This window comes from Streptomyces sp. NBC_01306, from assembly GCF_026340465.1.
Classification (GTDB): Bacteria; Actinomycetota; Actinomycetes; order Streptomycetales; family Streptomycetaceae; genus Streptomyces.
This window is the reverse complement of record NZ_JAPEPC010000001.1, coordinates 2,423,824-2,441,181: the sequence shown is the minus strand read 5'-3', so window position 1 is coordinate 2,441,181 and position 17,358 is coordinate 2,423,824. Positions and strand designations below refer to the sequence as shown.

At 70.9% G+C, this 17,358-nt stretch carries 20 protein-coding genes; 6 read left to right on the top strand and 14 right to left on the bottom strand.

Features of this window, described 5'->3' with window-relative positions; all coding sequences use genetic code 11:
• Nucleotides 1-22: 22 nt before the first annotated feature.
• Entirely contained in the window at nucleotides 23-784 is a 762-nt protein-coding gene (locus OG385_RS10465; protein ID WP_266853948.1) for an alpha/beta hydrolase, read from the bottom strand.
• Between the two features lie 103 nt (nucleotides 785-887).
• Here OG385_RS10465 and OG385_RS10460 point away from each other — a divergent pair, with 103 nt between their 5' ends.
• Nucleotides 888-2,042 (top strand): adenosine deaminase, encoded by a 1,155-nt coding sequence (locus OG385_RS10460; RefSeq protein WP_266853946.1) that lies wholly within the window; start codon nucleotides 888-890, stop codon nucleotides 2,040-2,042.
• A 133-nt stretch (nucleotides 2,043-2,175) separates the two neighbouring features.
• Complete coding sequence (locus OG385_RS10455; RefSeq protein WP_266853945.1) at nucleotides 2,176-2,496, top strand: ATP-binding protein; 321 nt, start codon at nucleotides 2,176-2,178, stop codon at nucleotides 2,494-2,496.
• Nucleotides 2,497-2,604: 108 nt separating this feature from the next.
• Here OG385_RS10455 and OG385_RS10450 read toward each other — a convergent pair whose 3' ends face one another.
• From OG385_RS10450 to afsQ1, 5 genes are all read right to left on the bottom strand, one after another.
• Nucleotides 2,605-2,805 carry a PspC domain-containing protein gene (locus OG385_RS10450; protein WP_164258416.1) on the bottom strand — a complete coding sequence of 67 codons (201 nt, stop codon included), beginning with the start codon at nucleotides 2,803-2,805 and terminating at the stop codon, nucleotides 2,605-2,607.
• A gap of 90 nt (nucleotides 2,806-2,895) precedes the next feature.
• Complete coding sequence (locus OG385_RS10445; protein WP_266853940.1) at nucleotides 2,896-3,444, bottom strand: VanZ family protein; 549 nt, start codon at nucleotides 3,442-3,444, stop codon at nucleotides 2,896-2,898.
• A 115-nt stretch (nucleotides 3,445-3,559) separates the two neighbouring features.
• Nucleotides 3,560-4,171 (bottom strand): hypothetical protein, encoded by a 612-nt coding sequence (locus OG385_RS10440; protein WP_266853938.1) that lies wholly within the window; start codon nucleotides 4,169-4,171, stop codon nucleotides 3,560-3,562.
• The gene (locus OG385_RS10435) at nucleotides 4,168-5,667 is read right to left on the bottom strand and encodes a HAMP domain-containing sensor histidine kinase (RefSeq protein WP_266853936.1); all 1,500 of its coding nucleotides are present in this window, start codon (nucleotides 5,665-5,667) and stop codon (nucleotides 4,168-4,170) included. Before OG385_RS10435 ends, OG385_RS10440 begins: the two co-directional genes overlap by 4 nt.
• Nucleotides 5,664-6,341 carry a two-component system response regulator AfsQ1 gene (afsQ1, locus tag OG385_RS10430; protein WP_266853934.1) on the bottom strand — a complete coding sequence of 226 codons (678 nt, stop codon included), beginning with the start codon at nucleotides 6,339-6,341 and terminating at the stop codon, nucleotides 5,664-5,666. The genes OG385_RS10435 and afsQ1 overlap by 4 nt, the downstream gene beginning before the upstream one ends.
• A 329-nt stretch (nucleotides 6,342-6,670) precedes the next feature.
• Between afsQ1 and OG385_RS10425 the strand changes: the two genes are divergently transcribed.
• Nucleotides 6,671-7,429, top strand: a complete 759-nt coding sequence (locus OG385_RS10425) for a SigE family RNA polymerase sigma factor (RefSeq protein WP_266853932.1) — start codon at nucleotides 6,671-6,673, stop codon at nucleotides 7,427-7,429.
• Between the two features lie 224 nt (nucleotides 7,430-7,653).
• Here OG385_RS10425 and OG385_RS10420 read toward each other — a convergent pair whose 3' ends face one another.
• Nucleotides 7,654-8,565, bottom strand: coding sequence for a helix-turn-helix transcriptional regulator (locus tag OG385_RS10420; RefSeq protein ID WP_266853930.1), 912 nt, complete (start codon nucleotides 8,563-8,565; stop codon nucleotides 7,654-7,656).
• A 101-nt stretch (nucleotides 8,566-8,666) separates the two neighbouring features.
• Entirely contained in the window at nucleotides 8,667-8,903 is a 237-nt protein-coding gene (locus OG385_RS10415) for a DUF397 domain-containing protein (protein ID WP_266853928.1), read from the bottom strand.
• 191 nt (nucleotides 8,904-9,094) lie between these two features.
• Between OG385_RS10415 and OG385_RS10410 the strand changes: the two genes are divergently transcribed.
• Nucleotides 9,095-9,724, top strand: coding sequence for an ATP-binding protein (locus tag OG385_RS10410; protein ID WP_266853926.1), 630 nt, complete (start codon nucleotides 9,095-9,097; stop codon nucleotides 9,722-9,724).
• A gap of 167 nt (nucleotides 9,725-9,891) precedes the next feature.
• Nucleotides 9,892-10,875 carry a zinc-binding dehydrogenase gene (locus OG385_RS10405; RefSeq protein WP_266853924.1) on the top strand — a complete coding sequence of 328 codons (984 nt, stop codon included), beginning with the start codon at nucleotides 9,892-9,894 and terminating at the stop codon, nucleotides 10,873-10,875.
• 31 nt (nucleotides 10,876-10,906) lie between these two features.
• Here OG385_RS10405 and OG385_RS10400 read toward each other — a convergent pair whose 3' ends face one another.
• Entirely contained in the window at nucleotides 10,907-11,596 is a 690-nt protein-coding gene (locus tag OG385_RS10400) for a uridine kinase (RefSeq protein WP_266860749.1), read from the bottom strand.
• Nucleotides 11,597-11,702: 106 nt separating this feature from the next.
• Between OG385_RS10400 and OG385_RS10395 the strand changes: the two genes are divergently transcribed.
• Nucleotides 11,703-12,083 carry a hypothetical protein gene (locus tag OG385_RS10395; protein ID WP_266853923.1) on the top strand — a complete coding sequence of 127 codons (381 nt, stop codon included), beginning with the start codon at nucleotides 11,703-11,705 and terminating at the stop codon, nucleotides 12,081-12,083.
• Nucleotides 12,084-12,226: 143 nt separating this feature from the next.
• On the opposite strand, the gene OG385_RS10390 is transcribed toward OG385_RS10395, so the two are convergent.
• The 5 genes from OG385_RS10390 to OG385_RS10370 form a co-directional block, all read right to left on the bottom strand.
• Nucleotides 12,227-13,126 (bottom strand): aldehyde dehydrogenase family protein, encoded by a 900-nt coding sequence (locus tag OG385_RS10390; protein WP_266853921.1) that lies wholly within the window; start codon nucleotides 13,124-13,126, stop codon nucleotides 12,227-12,229.
• A complete protein-coding gene (locus OG385_RS10385) occupies nucleotides 13,126-14,589 on the bottom strand; it encodes an aldehyde dehydrogenase family protein (protein ID WP_266853919.1) in 1,464 nt (487 codons plus the stop codon). The genes OG385_RS10390 and OG385_RS10385 overlap by 1 nt, the downstream gene beginning before the upstream one ends.
• Before the next feature lie 5 nt (nucleotides 14,590-14,594).
• On the bottom strand, nucleotides 14,595-15,617 hold the full coding sequence (gene deoC / locus OG385_RS10380; RefSeq protein ID WP_266860747.1) for a deoxyribose-phosphate aldolase: 1,023 nt from the start codon (nucleotides 15,615-15,617) through the stop codon (nucleotides 14,595-14,597).
• A 338-nt stretch (nucleotides 15,618-15,955) separates the two neighbouring features.
• Nucleotides 15,956-16,420, bottom strand: coding sequence for a hypothetical protein (locus tag OG385_RS10375; protein WP_266853918.1), 465 nt, complete (start codon nucleotides 16,418-16,420; stop codon nucleotides 15,956-15,958).
• 80 nt (nucleotides 16,421-16,500) lie between these two features.
• Nucleotides 16,501-17,148, bottom strand: a complete 648-nt coding sequence (locus OG385_RS10370) for a PH domain-containing protein (protein WP_266853916.1) — start codon at nucleotides 17,146-17,148, stop codon at nucleotides 16,501-16,503.
• Nucleotides 17,149-17,358: the final 210 nt, after the last annotated feature.

Sequence of the window (17,358 nt, the reverse complement as noted above, 5' to 3'; positions counted from 1 at the left end):
GCCCCCACCGCCGGACGCCCCGCTACTGGAGCGTCCGGCCGAACCCCGCGGCCAGCGGCATCCGCAGCCCCAGCGGCGGCGGCGCCGCGAACGCGTCCACCACCGGCCGCGCGTACGCGTGCGAGAACAGCGCCCCCCGTACGAAGTCCGAAGCCAGCGCCACCACTTCGGACCGGTGCTGGCGCAGGGAGTGCCCGTCGGAGTGGACCTCGAAGCGGCAGGTGTCGCGGTTGGTCTTCTTGGCGCGTTCCGCGAGCCGGTAGGAGAGTTCGGGGTCGGAGCGGGCGTCCGTGGTGCCGTGCACGATGAGGACCTGCCGCCCCACCAGCTGCTTCACCGGTTCGGGCTCGGCGGCCACGTCGTCGTCGGGCAGCCACGGGGCGACGGCCAGGACCGAGGTGACCGCGTGGTGGCCCGCGGCGTGCAGCGCGGCGCGGCCGCCCATGCCGTGGCCCGCCAGGCAGACCGGGACGTCGCCGTACCGCCGCAGCGCCTCGTCCACCGCCCAGGACGCGTCCTCGGCGAGGTGTGCGTCCGTACCGTTCCAGCCGCGGAAGCGGTAGCGCACGACATGGGCCGCGAGCCCGTCGCCCCGGCCCGCGCGGGCCAGCCTGCGGGCCGGCGGGCGCAGGGACGCGTACGGCAGGGGGGAGGAGCGGCGCCGGGAGACCGGGTCGCCGTCGGGGAGCAGCAGGACCACACCGCTGACCGCGGACTGTGTCCCGCCTGCCCCAACTGCCCGTCCCAGCCTGGCTTCCGGCGGGGCTGGTGCTTGCTGTGCCATAACGGAACAGTCTCAGAAGCGGAGGTGTACTCCACCCTTCCGAACGGTCACTGTTACATATCGACGGGGCACGATCTACGCGCGTAGGGGCTAAAGTGCCCAGATGACGAGCCAGACCATGCAATCGCCCACCACGGATCAGATCGGCCGAGCTCCGAAGGTGCTCCTGCACGATCACCTCGACGGGGGCCTGCGCCCCGGCACGATCATCGAGATCGCCCGCGCGACCGGGTACACGGCTCTCCCCGAGACGGACGCCGACAAGCTCGGCGTCTGGTTCCGCGAAGCGGCCGACTCCGGTTCGCTGGAGCGGTATCTGGAGACCTTCGCGCACACCTGCGCCGTCATGCAGACCCGCGAGGCGCTGGTGCGCGTCGCCGCCGAGTGCGCCGAGGACCTCGCCAAGGACGGCGTCGTGTACGCCGAGGTCCGGTACGCCCCCGAGCAGCACCTGGAGGGCGGTCTCACCCTCGAAGAGGTCGTGGAGGCCGTGAACGAGGGGTTCCGCGAGGGCGAGCGGCTGGCCAGGGAGAACGGCGACCGGATCCGGGTCGGCGCCCTGCTCACCGCGATGCGGCACGCGGCCCGCGCCCTGGAGATCGCCGAACTCGCCAACCGCTACCGGGATCTGGGCGTCGTCGGCTTCGACATCGCGGGCGCCGAGGCCGGCTTCCCTCCCACCCGTCACCTGGACGCCTTCGAGTATCTGAAGCGGGAGAACAACCACTTCACCATCCACGCGGGTGAGGCCTTCGGGCTGCCGTCGATCTGGCAGGCGCTCCAGTGGTGCGGCGCGGACCGGCTCGGGCACGGGGTGCGGATCATCGACGACATCGAGGTCGCCGACGACGGCACGGTGAAGCTGGGGCGCCTCGCCTCGTACGTACGGGACAAGCGGATCCCGCTGGAGATGTGCCCCACCTCGAACCTGCAGACCGGCGCCGCCGACTCGTACGGCGAGCACCCCATCGGGCTGCTGCGGAAGCTGCACTTCCGGACCACCGTCAACACGGACAACCGGCTGATGTCGGGCACCACCATGACCCATGAATTCGAGCACCTGGTCGACGCGTTCGGCTACACGCTCGACGACATGCAGTGGTTCACGGTCAATGCGATGAAATCCGCATTCATTCCTTTCGATGAACGCCTTGCCATGATCAACGACGTCATCAAGCCCGGATACGCGGAACTCAAGGCCGAGTGGCTCTTCCGTCAGACCGCTGTGACCAGTGGTTCCGCGGCTGGGGCGCGCTGACCATACCGTCGAACGGGCGGCCGGGAGCGACTTTCCCGGCCGCTTCGCCGCGTTTGCGGGGGGCGTGCCGGGCTGGCTACCTTGCGTAGCCGCTCAATTCCCCCTCCCCTCGCATCACAAGGACGTTCTCCTCATGAAGCAGTCTGCTGCCAAGACCCTCGGTGTCGCCGTTCTCGGTGCCGCTTTCGCCGCGACCGCCGCCGGTACCGCCTCTGCGTCCGTCGTACCGGTCACTCCGGACGTGACGGGCACGCTGGGTTCGGTCACCAGCACGCTCCCGCTGGACCAGGTCACGTCGAAGATCCCGGCCGGCAAGGGGAACTCCGTGCAGTCCGGACAGCACACGGTCGGCGGTGCGAAGCGGGCGCTCCAGGGCAGTAGCGGCAACAAGGGCCTCCTCGGCGGTCTGCCGACCGGGACCGTGACGGACGCGGTGGGCAGCATCGGCCGCTGACACCCGGCAGCCCCCCCCGGCACAGTCGAAGACGGGGCGCACACCCGTCCCAGGGGTGTGCGCCCCGTCTGTCGTGTACGGGTCCCGGACCGCCGGGCGGGCTCCGGACTACCAGGCCGCCGACGGCGACTTCTCGCCGGGCAGCAGGATCCACAGCGCCAGATACAGCAGGAACTGCGGCCCCGGCAGCAGGCAGGAGACGACGAAGATCACGCGCATGGTGGTCGCAGAGGTGCCGAAGCGCCGAGCCAGCGCTGCGCACACTCCGCCGAGGACACGGCCTTCACGGGGGCGGGCAAGTGCGGACATGTGGGGCTCCTTCGCGAAGCGTTGCGGGAGCGGCTCCGTCGCGCTCCCTGTACATCCATCATGACGCGCCGTGGCGGAAGGAGCATCGCTCTACGGTGCGATCCCGACCCTGGGAATCGTCGGGGTGGCTCCCTGAAGGGCCTCATCCGGAAGGACGGCGGCGCGTTCCGAGCGCTCCACCCCCCGGCGCCGCAGCCGGCACCGCACGGCGGGCACCACGAGCACGTGCGCCATCGCGACGCCCGCCGTGTTGAGCAGCAGCGAGTCCACATCGACCACCTGCCCGGGCACTCCGGTCTGCAGCAGCTCGATGGCCAGCGAGATCAGCGCGCCCGCCGCGACCGTGCGGGCCAGCGAGGCCCAGGGCGACACCCGCAGCCGGCCGCCGGCCAGCGGCAGCAGCACCCCCAGCGGGGCGAGCAGCAGCAGCGCCTCACCGATTCTGCGGGTCGCCTGCAGGGCGCCCAGAGCGAGATCCGCTCTGATGCCGGCGAACGGCGTGAAGTTCGAGGCGGTCACCCACATCACGTCCAGCGGGCGCAGGGTCAGCCAGCCGACAATCAGAAGATGCGCGGCGAGGAGGACAACCCCCACGACGCGAAAACGGATGACGGAGCGACCGCCCGTACCTTGACGCACACCACACAGGACGCGGCTACCGGTGGGATCGGTTCCGCTGGCTTTGTCACCGTGCCGTCACCGAATCCCCACTGGGCCCGCACCGGTACCGGGCGCGGGGCGGGGCACTGCGGCACTACCGCCGCAGGTCGCCCAGCTCCGGGTCGGCGTCCGGCCGGGTCTTCAGCTGCTGGGTGCAGGAGTACGCGCGCGGCGGATCCCCGTCCGGGCCGCCGAGTACCACCGAGCCGTCCGTCTCCGCCGCCGCGCTCTCCGCGTACGTACAGACGATCTGGGCCAGCGCGTTGGCCGGCAGGTCCGCCGGGTCGCGGCTCAGCCGCAGCGCACCCGCGGGGTCGCTCTTGCGCCCCTCGCTCACGGACAGGGAGTCCTGCACATCGGTGCTGAACCCGGCCTCCTTCTCGGTCACGGTGGGCTTCTCGCGCAGCTCGTCGAGGAGCTTCTCCGCGACCCGCACACCGTCGGAGAGCGTGCGGCCCTCCGCTATCTGCACCGTGCGGTCGACGGGGACGAGCCGGCTCCCGCAGACCAGATAGACCCGGACCGGGATGCCCTGCGGCGCCTGCGCCGTGTCACCGTCCGCGGGGAGGTTGCACGGCACCCGCGACGGCGCGGCGCCGGCATCCACCGGTACGGAGGTGTCCCGGATGCCGCACCCGGCCGTCAGGGCACACAGAGCGGCCAGGCCCATCAGTATCGCTGCGGGTTTCGTTCGTCCGGCCCTCATGCGCCGTCGCCTTCCTGGGCGTCGCGGGCCGGATCCACCGGGTCGCGCGGCAGCCGCAGTTCGAAGACCGCGCCGCCGTCCGGCGCGTTCGACGCGGTGATGTCGCCGCCGTGGATGTGCGCGTTCTCCATCGCGATGGAGAGGCCGAGCCCGCTGCCTTCGGAACGGGGCCGGGACGCGCTCGCCTTGTAGAAGCGGTCGAATACGTGCGGGAGTACGTCCTCGGGAATGCCGGGGCCGTGGTCCTGCACCGCGATGGCCAGCTCCTCGCCCTCGATCCGCACGGCCACCCGGACCGGTGAACCGCCGTGCTTCAGCGCGTTCCCGATCAGATTCGCCAGGATCACATCGAGACGGCGCGGGTCGAGGCGCACCATGATGCCGCGGTCCGCGTCCAGCTCCACCGCGTCGAGCCAGGCGCGGGCGTCGATGCACGCGGTGATCTGGTCGGCGATGTCCACGTCGTCGAGCACCAGCCGGGCCGTTCCCGCGTCGAAGCGGGTGACCTCCATCAGATTCTCCACCAGGGTGTTCAGCCTGCGGGTCTCGCTCACCACCAGCTGCACGGCCGGCGCGATCATCGGATCGAGGCTGTCCGCCTCCTCCTCCAGGACCTCCGAGACGGCGGTGATCGCGGTCAGCGGCGTCCGCAGCTCGTGCGACATGTCGGCGACGAAGCGGCGGCTGGCCTCCTCCCGCTCGCTCATGTTGCTGACCTTCTTCTCCAGTGCCTCGGCCGTCTTGTTGAACGTCCTGGACAGCTCGGCCAGCTCGTCCGTGCCCGAGACCCTCAGCCGGGTGTCGAGCTTGCCCTCACCGAGCCGCCGCGCCGCCTCGCCGAGGCGCTGCACGGGCCGGAGCACCGTCGTCGCCGCGGCCTGGGCGAGCAGCGCCGAGCCGATCAGGGCCAGCGCCGTGGCGATGGCCAGCGACCAGGCGAGGGAGCTGAGGTCCTGCCGCTCCTGGTCGAGCGAGGTGAGCATGTAGCCGGTGGGCCCGCCCCCGATGACCTTCGCACCGCCCACCAGGTACGGCTTCCCGCGCAGCGTGATGCGCTGCCAGAAGAGGTGGTACGTGGAGTGCTCGTCCGAGCCGACCTTCTGCTGCCTGGCCACCGCTTCCTGCAGCTGGTGCGGCACATCGGCGAGCGTGAAGGTGTCCAGGTCGGAGTAGCCGATGACGGGCTTGCCCTTGGCGCGCTCACCGACCAGCAGCACGCTGTAACCGGGGTTGCTGGACGCGGCCATCCGCGCCGCCGTGGTCTGCAGCTCGTTCTGCGTCGGCTTCAGCGGCAGCGGGGCAGCCCGGCTCTGCATCTCCTGGCGGAAGTCCTTGAGCGCGGAGTCCTGGGTACGGGTCAGCACCGCCTCGCGGTTGAGCCAGTACGCGATGCCGGAGGCGGAGACGGCCGCGGTGAGCGCGACCAGGGCGAAGACGACGACGAGGCGCAGCCGCAGGCTGGTCAGGCGCAGCCCGTGGAGGGACGGACGAGTCACTGAGGCGTGTCCAGCCGGTAGCCGACGCCGCGGACCGTACGGATCAGGGTCGGTGAGGACGGCACGTCCTCCACCTTCGCGCGCAGCCGCTGCACGCAGGCGTCGACCAGCCGTGAGTCACCGAGGTAGTCGTGCTCCCAGACCAGCCGCAGCAACTGCTGGCGGGAGAGCGCCTGTCCGGGCCTGCGGCTCAGTTCCAGCAGCAGGCGCAGCTCGGTCGGGGTGAGCTGGAGATCCTCGCCGTTCTTCGTCACGGTCATCGCCGAACGGTCGATGACGAGACTCCCGAAGGCGGCGGAGTCGGTGGACTCGCGCTCCCCGCGGCGCAGCACGGCGCGGATACGGGCGTCGAGCACCCGCCCCTGCACCGGCTTCACCACATAGTCGTCGGCACCGGATTCGAGGCCGACCACCACGTCGATGTCATCGTTGCGCGCGGTCAGCAGGATGATCGGCAGTTGGTCGGTGCGTCTGATCCGCCGGCACACCTCAAATCCGTCGATTCCGGGCAGCATCACATCCAGCACGATCAGGTCGGGCCGCTGCTCGCGCAGCAGCTGAAGACCGTCCTCGCCGGTGGCGGCTGTGGCCACCCGGTGCCCCTGGCGTGACAGAGACAGCTCAAGAGCCGTACGGATGGCGTCGTCGTCCTCAATCAGCAACAGGAAAGGCACGGGGGCCATTCTGGCCCATGGGACAGGGGAGTTCGACCTCTGGAGCGGTTACGTGGCTGCCGTGACTCTGCGTGGAGGCCTCCGTCACCGCGCGGCGAACCTCCCGGGGACGGCTCCCGGAACCCGCCGAGAGCCCCGCCGCAGGCGCTCCGGGGGCCGCGGGCAGAGCCCCTGGCCTGCCGCCTCTGTCGCCTCTGCTGTCACTCACATCACCTCCCGCCCCGCCCCTTGTGACGCGCCTGTGACAGTCGACAGACAACCCCATGAAACTGCGGAGGCAAGCTCTTCATCAACAGACCGAAGCACGACTCCACGGCGGGGGGCGCGAGATGAACACACTGCACAGCAACAACTCCGGCGCAGTAATCACGCGGCTCCACGACGTGGTGACCGCACGCAACATCGAGAAGTCCGGTGCCGCGGGAGGGCGGGGGTGCTCTCGTGGCACCGGGCGTCAGCACCCGGCGTACATGACGGTGGTTGACGCACCAGCGCCGGTCGCGAAGGCGGCCGTGCCGAGCCAGCCGGTGGTGCGCCGGGAGACCCCGGAGGAGGGGCCCTCCGCGTCGGAGGCGGAATTCACCGCCTACGTACAGGAGCGCCGCGCTTCCCTGTACGCCACCGCCTACCACCTGACCGGCGACCGTTTCGAGGCCGAGGACCTGCTCCAGAGCGCGCTCTTCTCGACGTACCGCGCCTGGGACCGGATCAGCGACAAGGCGGCCGTGGGCGGGTATCTGCGCCGCACGATGACCAACCTGCACATCAGCGCCTGGCGCCGGCGCAAGCTCAACGAGTACCCGACCGAGCAGCTCCCGGAGACGGTGGGCGACACGGACGCGATGCGCGGCACGGAGCTGCGCGCGGTGCTCTGGCAGGCGCTGGCCCGGCTGCCCGAGACGCAGCGCACGATGCTGGTGCTGCGGTACTACGAGGGCCGTACGGATCCCGAGATCGCGGAGATTCTCGACATCAGTGTCGGCACGGTGAAGTCCAGCATCTGGCGCTCCCTGCGCCGGCTGCGCGAGGACGACGTCCTCAGCTTCGGCCGTGACGAGCAGGAGTCCTTCGGCGAACTCGTCGCCTGAGGGATCGGGGGAGGGTCGCCGTTCCGGGGGGAAACGGCGGGCGTTGATGGGGGCGGGGTTCGGGGGAGCCCGGGGGAAGCGGAAGAGGGCCGGACAGGCCGGGGGTGGCCTGTCCGGCCCTCTTCCCGTGTCCGGTCCGCGGCTGGTCTGCGGCCGGCCCGCGGCGATACGTGGCCGACCGTGGCCTCACCGCGTGCGGCGCTCCGTGGCCGACCGCGGCCGGGCTATGCCCGGTCGAGGAGCCGCTTGATGAACGGGGCGGCGTCCTGCGGCGGGTCCGCCTCGGTGACCAGGCGGTCCATGATCAGCGAGTAGTGGTCGATCTCGTCCTGCTTGTCGAGGTAGACCGCGCCGGTCAGCTGCTCCAGGTAGACCTTGTCCGGCAGGTCCGGTTCGTTGAACCGCAGGATGGTGATGGGGGTGCCGGCCGCCGCCATCGCGCCCACGCTGAACGGGGCGATCTGTACTGTGACATTGGGCAGTTCGGCCACTTCGAGGAGATGTTCGAGCTGTCCGCGCATCACATCGGCCCCGCCGAAGGGGCGGCGCAGGACGGCCTCGTCCACGACCGTCCACAGCGTCGGCGCATCCGGCCGGGTGAGCAGCTTCTGCCGCTCCATACGGAGCTCGACCAGGCGGCTCACCTTGGATTCGGGAGCGTTCGGGTAGCCGAGGCGGGTGATGACCCGGGCGTACTCAGGTGTCTGGAGCAGACCGGGGAGGAACTGGACCTCGTAGGTACGGACGAGGGACGCGGCCTCCTCCAGGCCGACGTGCAGCTCGAACCAGTTCTCCAGCACGTCGTTGTAACGGTGCCACCACCCCGGCAGGTTGGCCTGCCGGGTCATCTCCAGGTAGTCGGCCCGGACTTCCTCGTCCAGTACGCGGTAGAGGGTCAGCAGGTCGATGACATCGCGCTGCTTGAATCCGACCTGACCGCGTTCGAGCCGGGTGATCTTGGCGTCCGACGCCCGGATCGCCCTGCCTGAGTCCACCCGCGAGACACCGCGGTCCTGCCGGAGCCGCCGCAGCCGTGCCCCCAGCAGGATGCGCAGGGCGGTCGGACCGATGTGCTGGTGGTCCAGGTACCGCCTTATCGAAAGCTGTTCCCTGCTCGGCCGCTGTATGGCGGTCATGCCAACTCCCGTAAGGCGACTGGACGGACACGAAGAGTGCCAGTGTTCCATCTGCCCCCGGGGCGCGTACAGCAGGGCGGTGCCCGCCGCTACCGATGGCCTCAGATGGACAGTGCGTCGAACTCGCCGTCCTTGGCCCCGGCGATGAACGCGGCGATCTCCGCACGCGTGTAGACCAGCGCGGGACCCTGCGGATGACGGGAGTTGCGCATCGCGACGCTGCCGTCGGGGAGCGCGGCGACCTCCACGCAGTTGCCTCCGGGAGCACTGTGCCGACTCTTCTTCCAGTGCGCATTGTCGATCAAGTCGGATTGTGTTCCGTTCGCAATCTGTTGCATTTTGATCACTCCTCGTCGTGGTGCGCACGTCTGACCAGGCATCATGCAGATGCAATTGCAGCTGCACTTGCCGCGGCAATTGCGTCAGCCGGAACTGTAATTGCAGATGCAGTTGCGGCACCATCCCTCGGAGGGGGATAGTGGCAGCCGATCAACCGCTCGTGACGTCTGGCTGCTCCTCGGAGATCGCGATGACATCCCGCTCGACCGGACCAATTGGCGCCTTACCCGGGCCGACCGTCCACCGACTGCTGGGCCGTGCGCTGTGCGACGCGTTCCGGCACGAGGGGCACGAGGAGACAGACGCCGCGTCCGTCCGCTTCACGGCCTGCGCACTGCCGGCCGGGGGCCAGGCGGTCGGCGAGGGCCGCCGTTTCAGCGGATCCCTGCTGCGCGACTGGGCGTTGAGCCCCCTCGTCGACAACGCGGCGCTCATCGTCTCCGAACTCCTCAGCAACGCCCTGCGGTACGGACTCGGGGCCCTGCCGGCCCGGTCCGCCCCCGGCCCGGCGGTCTGGCTGGGGATGCTGCGCAGACGCGGGACCGTGCTGTTCGCGGTCTGCGACTCCAGCACTGCCGTTCCGCGGGTCAAGGAACCGGACTTCATGGCCCAGTCGGGCCGCGGTCTGCACATCATCGACTGCCTGAGCGAGACCTGGGGCTGGACCACTCCCGACAACGACGGCAAGGCGGTCTGGGCCGCGGTCTCGTGCCCTGCCGCACCGGGTGTCCCGGACAACTCACGTGCCGACACACGGGCGGTGGCCGCCCCGTGGCCGGTGACCGCCGTCCGGCCATTCGCCATACGGCGAACCGTCTAGCGTCGGACGGGGGTTGGTCACACCCTGATCCCGCGCAGCCCACCTCCTTCCGGTGCCGGTACCCGGCAGCGGAAGGAGACGCCGGTGCGGCCGTACAGCCTGGTGGTGCCACACCCAGGATGAGGAGGCACTGCCTGCTCTGCCGTCGTGGCGGCAGGATCGGTGACATGAACAGCAGCAGCGCGCAGATGAAGGCAGTGACCATCCCCGAGTTCGGCGAAGCCGAGGTGCTCCGCATCGCCACAGTGCCGGTCCCCGAACCCGGGCCCGGCCAGGTCGCCATCGATGTGGCGTACGCGGGAGCCAACTTCGCCGAGATCCTCTACCGGCGGGGCGTCGTCGACGTGCCGCTCCCCTTCGTGCCCGGCATCGAGGTGGCGGGGCGGATCCGAGCCCTGGGCGACGGCGTCGCGGACCTGCGCGTCGGGCAGCCGGTGGCGGCACTCACGATCGTCGACAGTGGTGGCTACGCCGAGGTGGTGCTCACCTCCGCGAGCCTGGTCGCACCGCTGGACGGCTCCGGTGTCGGGCTCGACGTCGCCGCGGCGCTGCCGTCCAACAGCACCGCCGCGTTTCTGGTGCTCGACCGGGTGGCCCGGATCGAGCCCGGAGAGAGCGTTCTGGTCCACGCGGCGGCCGGCGGCGTGGGCAGCCAGCTCGGCCAGGCCGCTCGCCTGCTGGGCGCGGGCCGTGTGGTCGGGACCGTCGGCAGCGAATCCAAGATCGATATCGCCAAGGGCTTCGGCTACGACGAGGTGATCCTGCGCGACCAGGCCGCGGACGCCGGCGAGTTCGACATCGTGGTCGACATGGTCGGCGGTCCCACCCGCCGCGCCGGCCTCGACCAGCTGTCCCCGATGGGACGCCTGGTGGTGATGGGCAACGCCTCAGGAGCCGAGGACGTCGGCATCCCGGCCAACGACCTGTGGTTCACCAACAAGACCGTCTCGGGCTTCAACCTGGCGGCCTTCTCCGCCGCTTTCCCCGAGGAGACCGGCCAGGCACTGCGCCGCGCGGTGGCCGCCGGGGCCGCGGGGGAGCTGCGGGTACAGGTGGAGACTCTGCCACTGGACCAGGCCGCCGAGGCGCACCGCCGCATCGAGTCGGGTACGACCACAGGCAAGCTCGTGCTCGCCGTCGCGGAACGGTGACCCGCACCTGACCCGCCGTGCTCCGGCAGAGTCAGACCGGCCGGGCCGACCCGGCCCGACGGGCGGGGGCCAGGGAGCCGGCCGGTGCGCAGGCCGCCGCCAGGCGGTCCAGTGCCTCCTGCTTGTCGCAGGGGTACGCGCCCAGGCCCGACTGCCGTGCCACGATGCCCCGTTCGGCCCGCATCAGCCGCCACCCCCGCCGCAGCAGGAACGGCACCGACTTCCGTCCCTCGCGCAGATCCCGCAGCAGCCGTCGCCGGAACGTCGTGGAAGGCCGCCCGCGCAGACAGAGCGCGTCCGCCAGTACGCCCAGTTCCTCGCACCGCCGCACGATGTCCGCCGCGAAGATGCCCTCCGCGATGAACACGGGTGCCCCGCCGGTGTCGAACGTCTCGCGGTCGACGCGGGCGCTGGCGGAGATGTCGTACACGGGCACGGCGGTACGGCCCGTCCGGCACAGCTCCTGGATCGCGGCGACCGCCGCGTCCGCGTCCCACGACAGCGGTGAGTCCCAGTCGATGTCCGCGCTGCCGAGGACCTGCGGCAGCGTCGGGTCGTCGCCCTCCTTGTAGAAGTCGTCCAGACGCAGCACGGGCAGGCCCGAGCGCGCGGCGAGGGACGACTTGCCGGATCCGGAGGGGCCCGCGAGCAGGACGACACGGGCCGGTATGGGCTGGATGGACCGGGAGGAACTCACGGAAGAACATTCTCCCGCATTCAGCGGTCCGTGCTACTCCCAGGAGTGAGGTTGCTGCGGTCTTTGGAGCGAAGAGCGCACAGCAACTACTCTTTGTGCTCATCTGCTTACTCTGCGAGTCAGGAATCCCATGGCATCACATGCAGCCCCCAAGCCCCGGCGGAACTCCCTGCTCCGTATCGGCCTCACCGTCTCCGTGGCCGGTGCGGCGCTCGGTATGGGCGGTGCGGCCGCGCAGGCTGCCACGCCCGCGGCCACCGGCTCGGGCGGCCCCACCGCGGTCCTCGGCAGCCTCGGCCCGTCGCCGGTCCAGGTGCTGACCGGTGCGGTCGGCCATGCCACCGCTCCGGTGGCGGCCCTCCAGCTCGACCCGCTGGCCAAGACCGGGGTCGACCCGCTGGACAACGCGGTCGGCACCCAGGTCGCGGACTTCAAGCCCGTCTCGACGGCCGTGCTCACCTCCCCGCTGACCAGCGGCGGTGCGCTCAAGGACCTGCTGCCCGGCCGCTGAAGACCGGAGAGCGGGTCCACCGCGGCCGCGTACCGGAGAGGCCCCCGCCGCCGCTGAACTCGACATTCAGCGGCGGCGGGGGCCTCCCGTGCAGCCGTCCCCGTGGCGGGCGGCGGCCCGCCGGTCCGGGCTCAGTGCCAGGCTCAGTACGACGAGCCCGACACGCCCAGGGCGCCCGTCGGGTGCCAGACCGTCTTCGTCTCCAGGAACGCCGTGAGCCGCTCCGTGCCGGGCGTGGCCGTGAAGTCCACAGCCTGTGGACGCAGTACCCGCTTGAGGTTGTCCGCAGCGGCGATCTCCAGGTCGCGTGCCAACTCGGCATCCGCACCTGTCAGGTCGATGGCGTTGACATCCTGGTGCGCGGCGAGCGGCGCGGCGATCTCCGCCGTCTTTCCGGACAGCACATTGACCACACCGCCCGGCAGGTCCGACGTCGCCAGCACTTCGCCGAGCGAGAGCGCGGGCAGCGGGGACTTCGCGGAGGCGATGACGACCGCCGTGTTGCCGGTCGCGATGACCGGGGCGACGACCGACACGAGACCCAGGAACGAGGAGTCCTGCGGGGCGACGACCGCCACCACACCCGTCGGCTCGGGGGTCGAGAGGTTGAAGAACGGGCCCGCGACCGGGTTCGCCCCGCCCACGATCTGGCCGATCTTGTCCGTCCAGCCCGCGTACCAGACCCAGCGGTCGACCGCCGCGTCCACCACGGCGCCGGCCTTCTGCTTGGAGATGCCGTCGGCGTCCGCCACCTCGCGTACGAACTGGTCCCGGCGGCCCTCCAGCATCTCGGCCACGCGGTAGAGGACCTGGCCCCTGTTGTACGCGGTCGCGCCCGACCAGCCGCCGAACGCCTTGCGCGCCGCGACGACCGCGTCCCGCGCGTCCTTGCGGGAGGACTGCGGGGCGTTGGCCAGCCAGTTGCCCTTGGAGTCGGTCACCTCGTACACGCGCCCGCTTTCGGAGCGGGGGAACTTGCCCCCGACGTACAGCTTGTAGGTCTTGAAGACGCTCAGCCGGTTCTGCTGCTCAACGGTGCTCATCAGCGCTTGCCCTCCGGGCTCGACGGGGCGAGGTACGCCTCCAGGCCGTGCCGGCCGCCCTCGCGGCCGTAGCCCGATTCCTTGTAGCCGCCGAAGGGCGAGGTCGGGTCCAGCTTGTTGAATGTGTTGGCCCACACCACACCGGCGCGGAGCTTGTTCGCGACCGCGAGGATGCGCGAGCCCTTCTCCGTCCAGATGCCGGCGGACAGGCCGTACTGCGTGTTGTTGGCCTTGGCGACGGCCTCGTCGGGCGTACGGAACGACAGCACCGAGAGCACCGGGCCGAAGATCTCGTCGCGCGCGACGGTGTGCGCCTGGGTGACACCGGTGAAGACCGTCGGCGCGAACCAGTAGCCGGACGTGGGGAGTTCGCACGCGGGCGACCAGCGCTCGGCGCCCTCCGCCTCGCCCGTGTCCGCGAGCTTCTGGATACGTGCGAGCTGCTCGGCCGAGTTGATGGCGCCGATGTCGGTGTTCTTGTCGAGCGGGTCGCCCAGGCGCAGCGTGGCCAGCCGCCGCTTCAGCGCGTCCACCACCTCTTCCTGCACCGACTCCTGGACCAGCAGCCGTGAACCCGCGCAGCAGACCTGGCCCTGGTTGAAGAAGATGCCGGTGACGATGCCCTCGACGGCCTGGTCGACGGGTGCGTCGTCGAAGACGATGTTCGCGCCCTTGCCGCCCAGTTCCAGGGTGACCTTCTTGTCGGTCCCCGCGACGGAGCGGGCGATGGCCTTGCCGACGGCGGTGGAGCCGGTGAAGGCCACCTTGTTGACGTCCGGGTGCTCGACCAGTGCGGCGCCCGCGTCCCCGTATCCGGGGAGGATGTTGACGACGCCCTTCGGCAGGCCCGCCTGGCGGCAGATGTCCGCGAAGAACAGCGCGCTCAGCGGGGTCGTCTCGGCCGGCTTGAGCACCACGGTGTTGCCGGTGGCGAGGGCCGGGGCGATCTTCCAGGCGAGCATCAGCAGCGGGAAGTTCCACGGGATGACCTGGCCCGCGACGCCCAGCGGCCTCGGATTCGCACCGAACCCGGCATGGCTGAGCTTGTCGGCCCAGCCCGCGTAGTAGAAGAAGTGCGCGGCGACCAGCGGGAGGTCCGTGTCGCGGGTCTCCTTGATCGGCTTGCCGTTGTCCAGGGTCTCCAGGACGGCCAGCTCGCGCGAGCGCTCCTGGATGATCCGGGCGATACGGAAGAGGTACTTGGCGCGCTCGGAGCCGGGCAGCGCCGACCACTTCGTGAACGCCTTGCGGGCCGCCTGCACAGCGCGGTCCACATCGGTGGTGCCCGCGCGGGCGACCTCCGACAGGACCTCCTCGGTGGAGGGGCTGACGGTCTTGAAGACCTTGCCGTCCGCCGCCTCGGTGAACTCGCCGTCGATGAAGAGCCCGTAGGACGGGGCGATGTCGACGGCCGAACGCGACTCGGGAGCCGGTGCGTACTCGAATGCGGATGAGAGTGCCATGGTGATCAGTCCACCGTCACGTAGTCGGGACCGGAGTAGCGGCCGGTGCTGAGCTTCTGACGCTGCATCAGCAGGTCGTTCAGCAGGCTGGAGGCGCCGAAGCGGAACCAGTGGCTGTCCAGCCAGTCGGCTCCCGCGGTCTCGTTGACCAGCACCAGGAACTTGATCGCGTCCTTCGTGGAGCGGATCCCGCCCGCGGGCTTCACGCCGACCTGGATGCCGGTCTGCGCGCGGAAGTCGCGGACCGCCTCCAGCATCAGCAGGGTGTTCGCGGGGGTGGCGTTGACCGCGACCTTGCCGGTCGACGTCTTGATGAAGTCCGCGCCCGCCATCATGCCGATCCAGGAGGCGCGGCGGATGTTGTCGTACGTGGACAGCTCACCGGTCTCGAAGATCACCTTCAGCCGTGCCGCGGTGCCCCCGGGCCGCACGCACTCCGCCTTGACGGCCTGAATCTCCTCGTACACCGAGAGATAGCGGCCGGAGAGGAACGCGCCCCGGTCGATCACCATGTCGATCTCGTCGGCCCCCGCCGCGACGGCGTCCCGCACATCGGCGAGCTTCACCGGCAGCGCGGCCCGGCCCGCCGGGAAGGCGGTGGCGACGGACGCGACCTTCACGTCCGCGCCGTTCAGGGCGGCCTTCGCGGTGGCGGCCATGTCCGGGTAGACGCAGACGGCGGCCGTCATCGGGGTGGTGCGGTCGGTCGGGTCGGGGTGGACGGCCTTGGCGGCGAGCGCCCGGACCTTGCCCGGGGTGTCGGCGCCTTCGAGCGTGGTCAGGTCGATCATCGAGATGGCCAGGTCGATGGCGTACGCCTTCGCCGTGGTCTTGATCGAACGGGTGCCGAGGGCGGCGGCGCGCGCTTCGAGGCCGACGGCGTCGACGCCGGGCAGGCCGTGCAGGAAGCGGCGCAGCGCGCTGTCGGATGCGGTCACGTCGGCGAGGCCGCCTGCGGAGGGTGCGTCTCCCGGGCGGGAGGCGGGTCCTTCGCCGGGGGTGCCGGGGGAGGGGGCGGTGGTGGGCATGGTCACCAGATGAGCATATCTACGCGCGTAGCGACCTGTACAGGGGGCCGGTGAACCTCCTGGTGGGGGCGGGGTGCCTCCGTGTGCTGAGGCGCCGCGGAGTGCGGGCATGGGGGACAACGCATCCGCCGCTGTGCCGCACGCCTCCCTCGGCCGCACAGGGCCCCGGCCCCCTTCGCATGGCGCCCGCGGTCGGGCCCGCGATCAGTTCTGCGGTCGGACCTGCGATCAGGCCCGCGGAGAGTCCTGCGATCAGCTCTGCGGTCGGACCTGCGATCAGGCCCGCGGAGAGTCCTGCGATCAGTCCTGCGACCAGCGACCAGCGATCAGCTCTGCGATCAGGCGTCGTCACCTTCGTAGGCCGCCAGCGCGGCTTGGCGCATCTCGAACAGGCGGCGGAGGGATTCTTGATCCAGATGCTCCCGCGTCAGCGCAACGGTGGCCTCGCCCTCCAGGGCGGCCCACGCCTTCCGGGCGCGTTTGTGGCCTATTCGCCGTGTGTCGCTGCGCAGGAACCCGGCCCCTGCCGACAGCCCCGCAGAGGCCAGGGCCAGCAGCGCCGCAGGGGTGCGTGCATCCGGCGTGGTCAGACCCGCCGCGCCGGACACCGCGGCGAGCAGGGCGGCAGGGAAGCCCAGGACGATATCGGCGACCGCCCAGAACGCGGCTCGTCGGTCGGCGAGAGTCGTCTTCCGGTGTGCTTCGTTGCGCAACCGCTCGGACTCGGCGAGCAGCCGGCACGCCGGGCCACCGGGCGGGTCGCTGAACGAGGCCGTCCCGGCCCCCTCGCAAGCATCGGTCATGGCCCAGATTCCAGCACAAGTGGAGCTGATCCCGCGGGACTTGGGCCCATCCCGGTTCCGGGCCCCGGGAATCCGCCGGGTCAGCCCACGGCGAGGAGCACGGCGAGCAGGACGGCGCCCGCCACGGCCGGGGCCATGATCTCGTAGGCCCAGCGGACCTCGGGGGTGCCCTGTGCCGTCGGCCGGTCGCTGCCGCGCTCCGAGAGCTCGCGCAGTTCGATGACCGACTGGTCGGACGGCGCGCGGCCCTGATCCGCGTCCGCGCCCTGGGCGAACGGATTGCGGTTCTGGCGCTGCCCGGCACCGGGCGCGGCAGCCCGCATCTGCTGGATGTTGGCCCGCTTGCGGCGGCGCAGCGAGACCGGCACGGCCCAGAGCTGGTACTTGCTGCCGCCCACGAACGCCTCGGTGGAGTACGCGGCGCGGATGTCGTCGACGCACGCCCAGGGCAGGGTGATCGAACGGAAGGGGTTACGGATCCTGAGCCGGTCGTCGTTGGCGTACACGGCGGGCCGCAGGGTGAAGGCGACCACCAGCGGAATCACGAGGACCAGCCCGGCGAGGGCCAGCCAGGGAGTGTTCCCGTGGCCGTTGACGAGGGCGTCGATGCCCAGCCAGAGGGCGAGGGCGAGCAGCAGCACGCCACCCGCGAGCCCGGCGAGTGACCGGTAGACACGGTCGGCGTAGACCGGGTCGGGGGGCTTCGGTGTGGGGTGCTCAGGGGTCATGCACCGATTCTGCCTGACGGGCCCGGCGGGGGCGGCACGGCGGTCGCTGAGCCCGCAGGTGACAGCCCGCCCGGGGCTGGCCACGATGGTGGGGGCGCCGGTCCCGCACCGGCCGCGCACCGGCCGTGCCCCGGTCCCGCACCTGCTCTCGGCCTTCGTGAGGGATCTCGGATCCCTGTGCCCCGGGAAGTATCCCCACGCTTCGGGAAG

Coding starts and splice junctions, on each gene's coding strand:
- OG385_RS10415 (WP_266853928.1), bottom strand. CDS start 8,903: ATGCAACAGATTGCGAACGGAACACAATCCGACTTGATCGACAATGCG.
- OG385_RS10420 (WP_266853930.1), bottom strand. CDS start 8,565: ATGACCGCCATACAGCGGCCGAGCAGGGAACAGCTTTCGATAAGGCGG.
- OG385_RS10385 (WP_266853919.1), bottom strand. CDS start 14,589: ATGGCACTCTCATCCGCATTCGAGTACGCACCGGCTCCCGAGTCGCGT.
- OG385_RS10455 (WP_266853945.1), top strand. CDS start 2,176: ATGAAGCAGTCTGCTGCCAAGACCCTCGGTGTCGCCGTTCTCGGTGCC.
- OG385_RS10395 (WP_266853923.1), top strand. CDS start 11,703: ATGGCATCACATGCAGCCCCCAAGCCCCGGCGGAACTCCCTGCTCCGT.
- OG385_RS10425 (WP_266853932.1), top strand. CDS start 6,671: ATGAACACACTGCACAGCAACAACTCCGGCGCAGTAATCACGCGGCTC.
- OG385_RS10410 (WP_266853926.1), top strand. CDS start 9,095: ATGACATCCCGCTCGACCGGACCAATTGGCGCCTTACCCGGGCCGACC.
- OG385_RS10405 (WP_266853924.1), top strand. CDS start 9,892: ATGAACAGCAGCAGCGCGCAGATGAAGGCAGTGACCATCCCCGAGTTC.
- OG385_RS10460 (WP_266853946.1), top strand. CDS start 888: ATGACGAGCCAGACCATGCAATCGCCCACCACGGATCAGATCGGCCGA.
- deoC (WP_266860747.1), bottom strand. CDS start 15,617: ATGCCCACCACCGCCCCCTCCCCCGGCACCCCCGGCGAAGGACCCGCC.
- OG385_RS10465 (WP_266853948.1), bottom strand. CDS start 784: ATGGCACAGCAAGCACCAGCCCCGCCGGAAGCCAGGCTGGGACGGGCA.
- OG385_RS10375 (WP_266853918.1), bottom strand. CDS start 16,420: ATGACCGATGCTTGCGAGGGGGCCGGGACGGCCTCGTTCAGCGACCCG.
- OG385_RS10450 (WP_164258416.1), bottom strand. CDS start 2,805: ATGTCCGCACTTGCCCGCCCCCGTGAAGGCCGTGTCCTCGGCGGAGTG.
- OG385_RS10440 (WP_266853938.1), bottom strand. CDS start 4,171: ATGAGGGCCGGACGAACGAAACCCGCAGCGATACTGATGGGCCTGGCC.
- OG385_RS10390 (WP_266853921.1), bottom strand. CDS start 13,126: ATGAGCACCGTTGAGCAGCAGAACCGGCTGAGCGTCTTCAAGACCTAC.
- OG385_RS10370 (WP_266853916.1), bottom strand. CDS start 17,148: ATGACCCCTGAGCACCCCACACCGAAGCCCCCCGACCCGGTCTACGCC.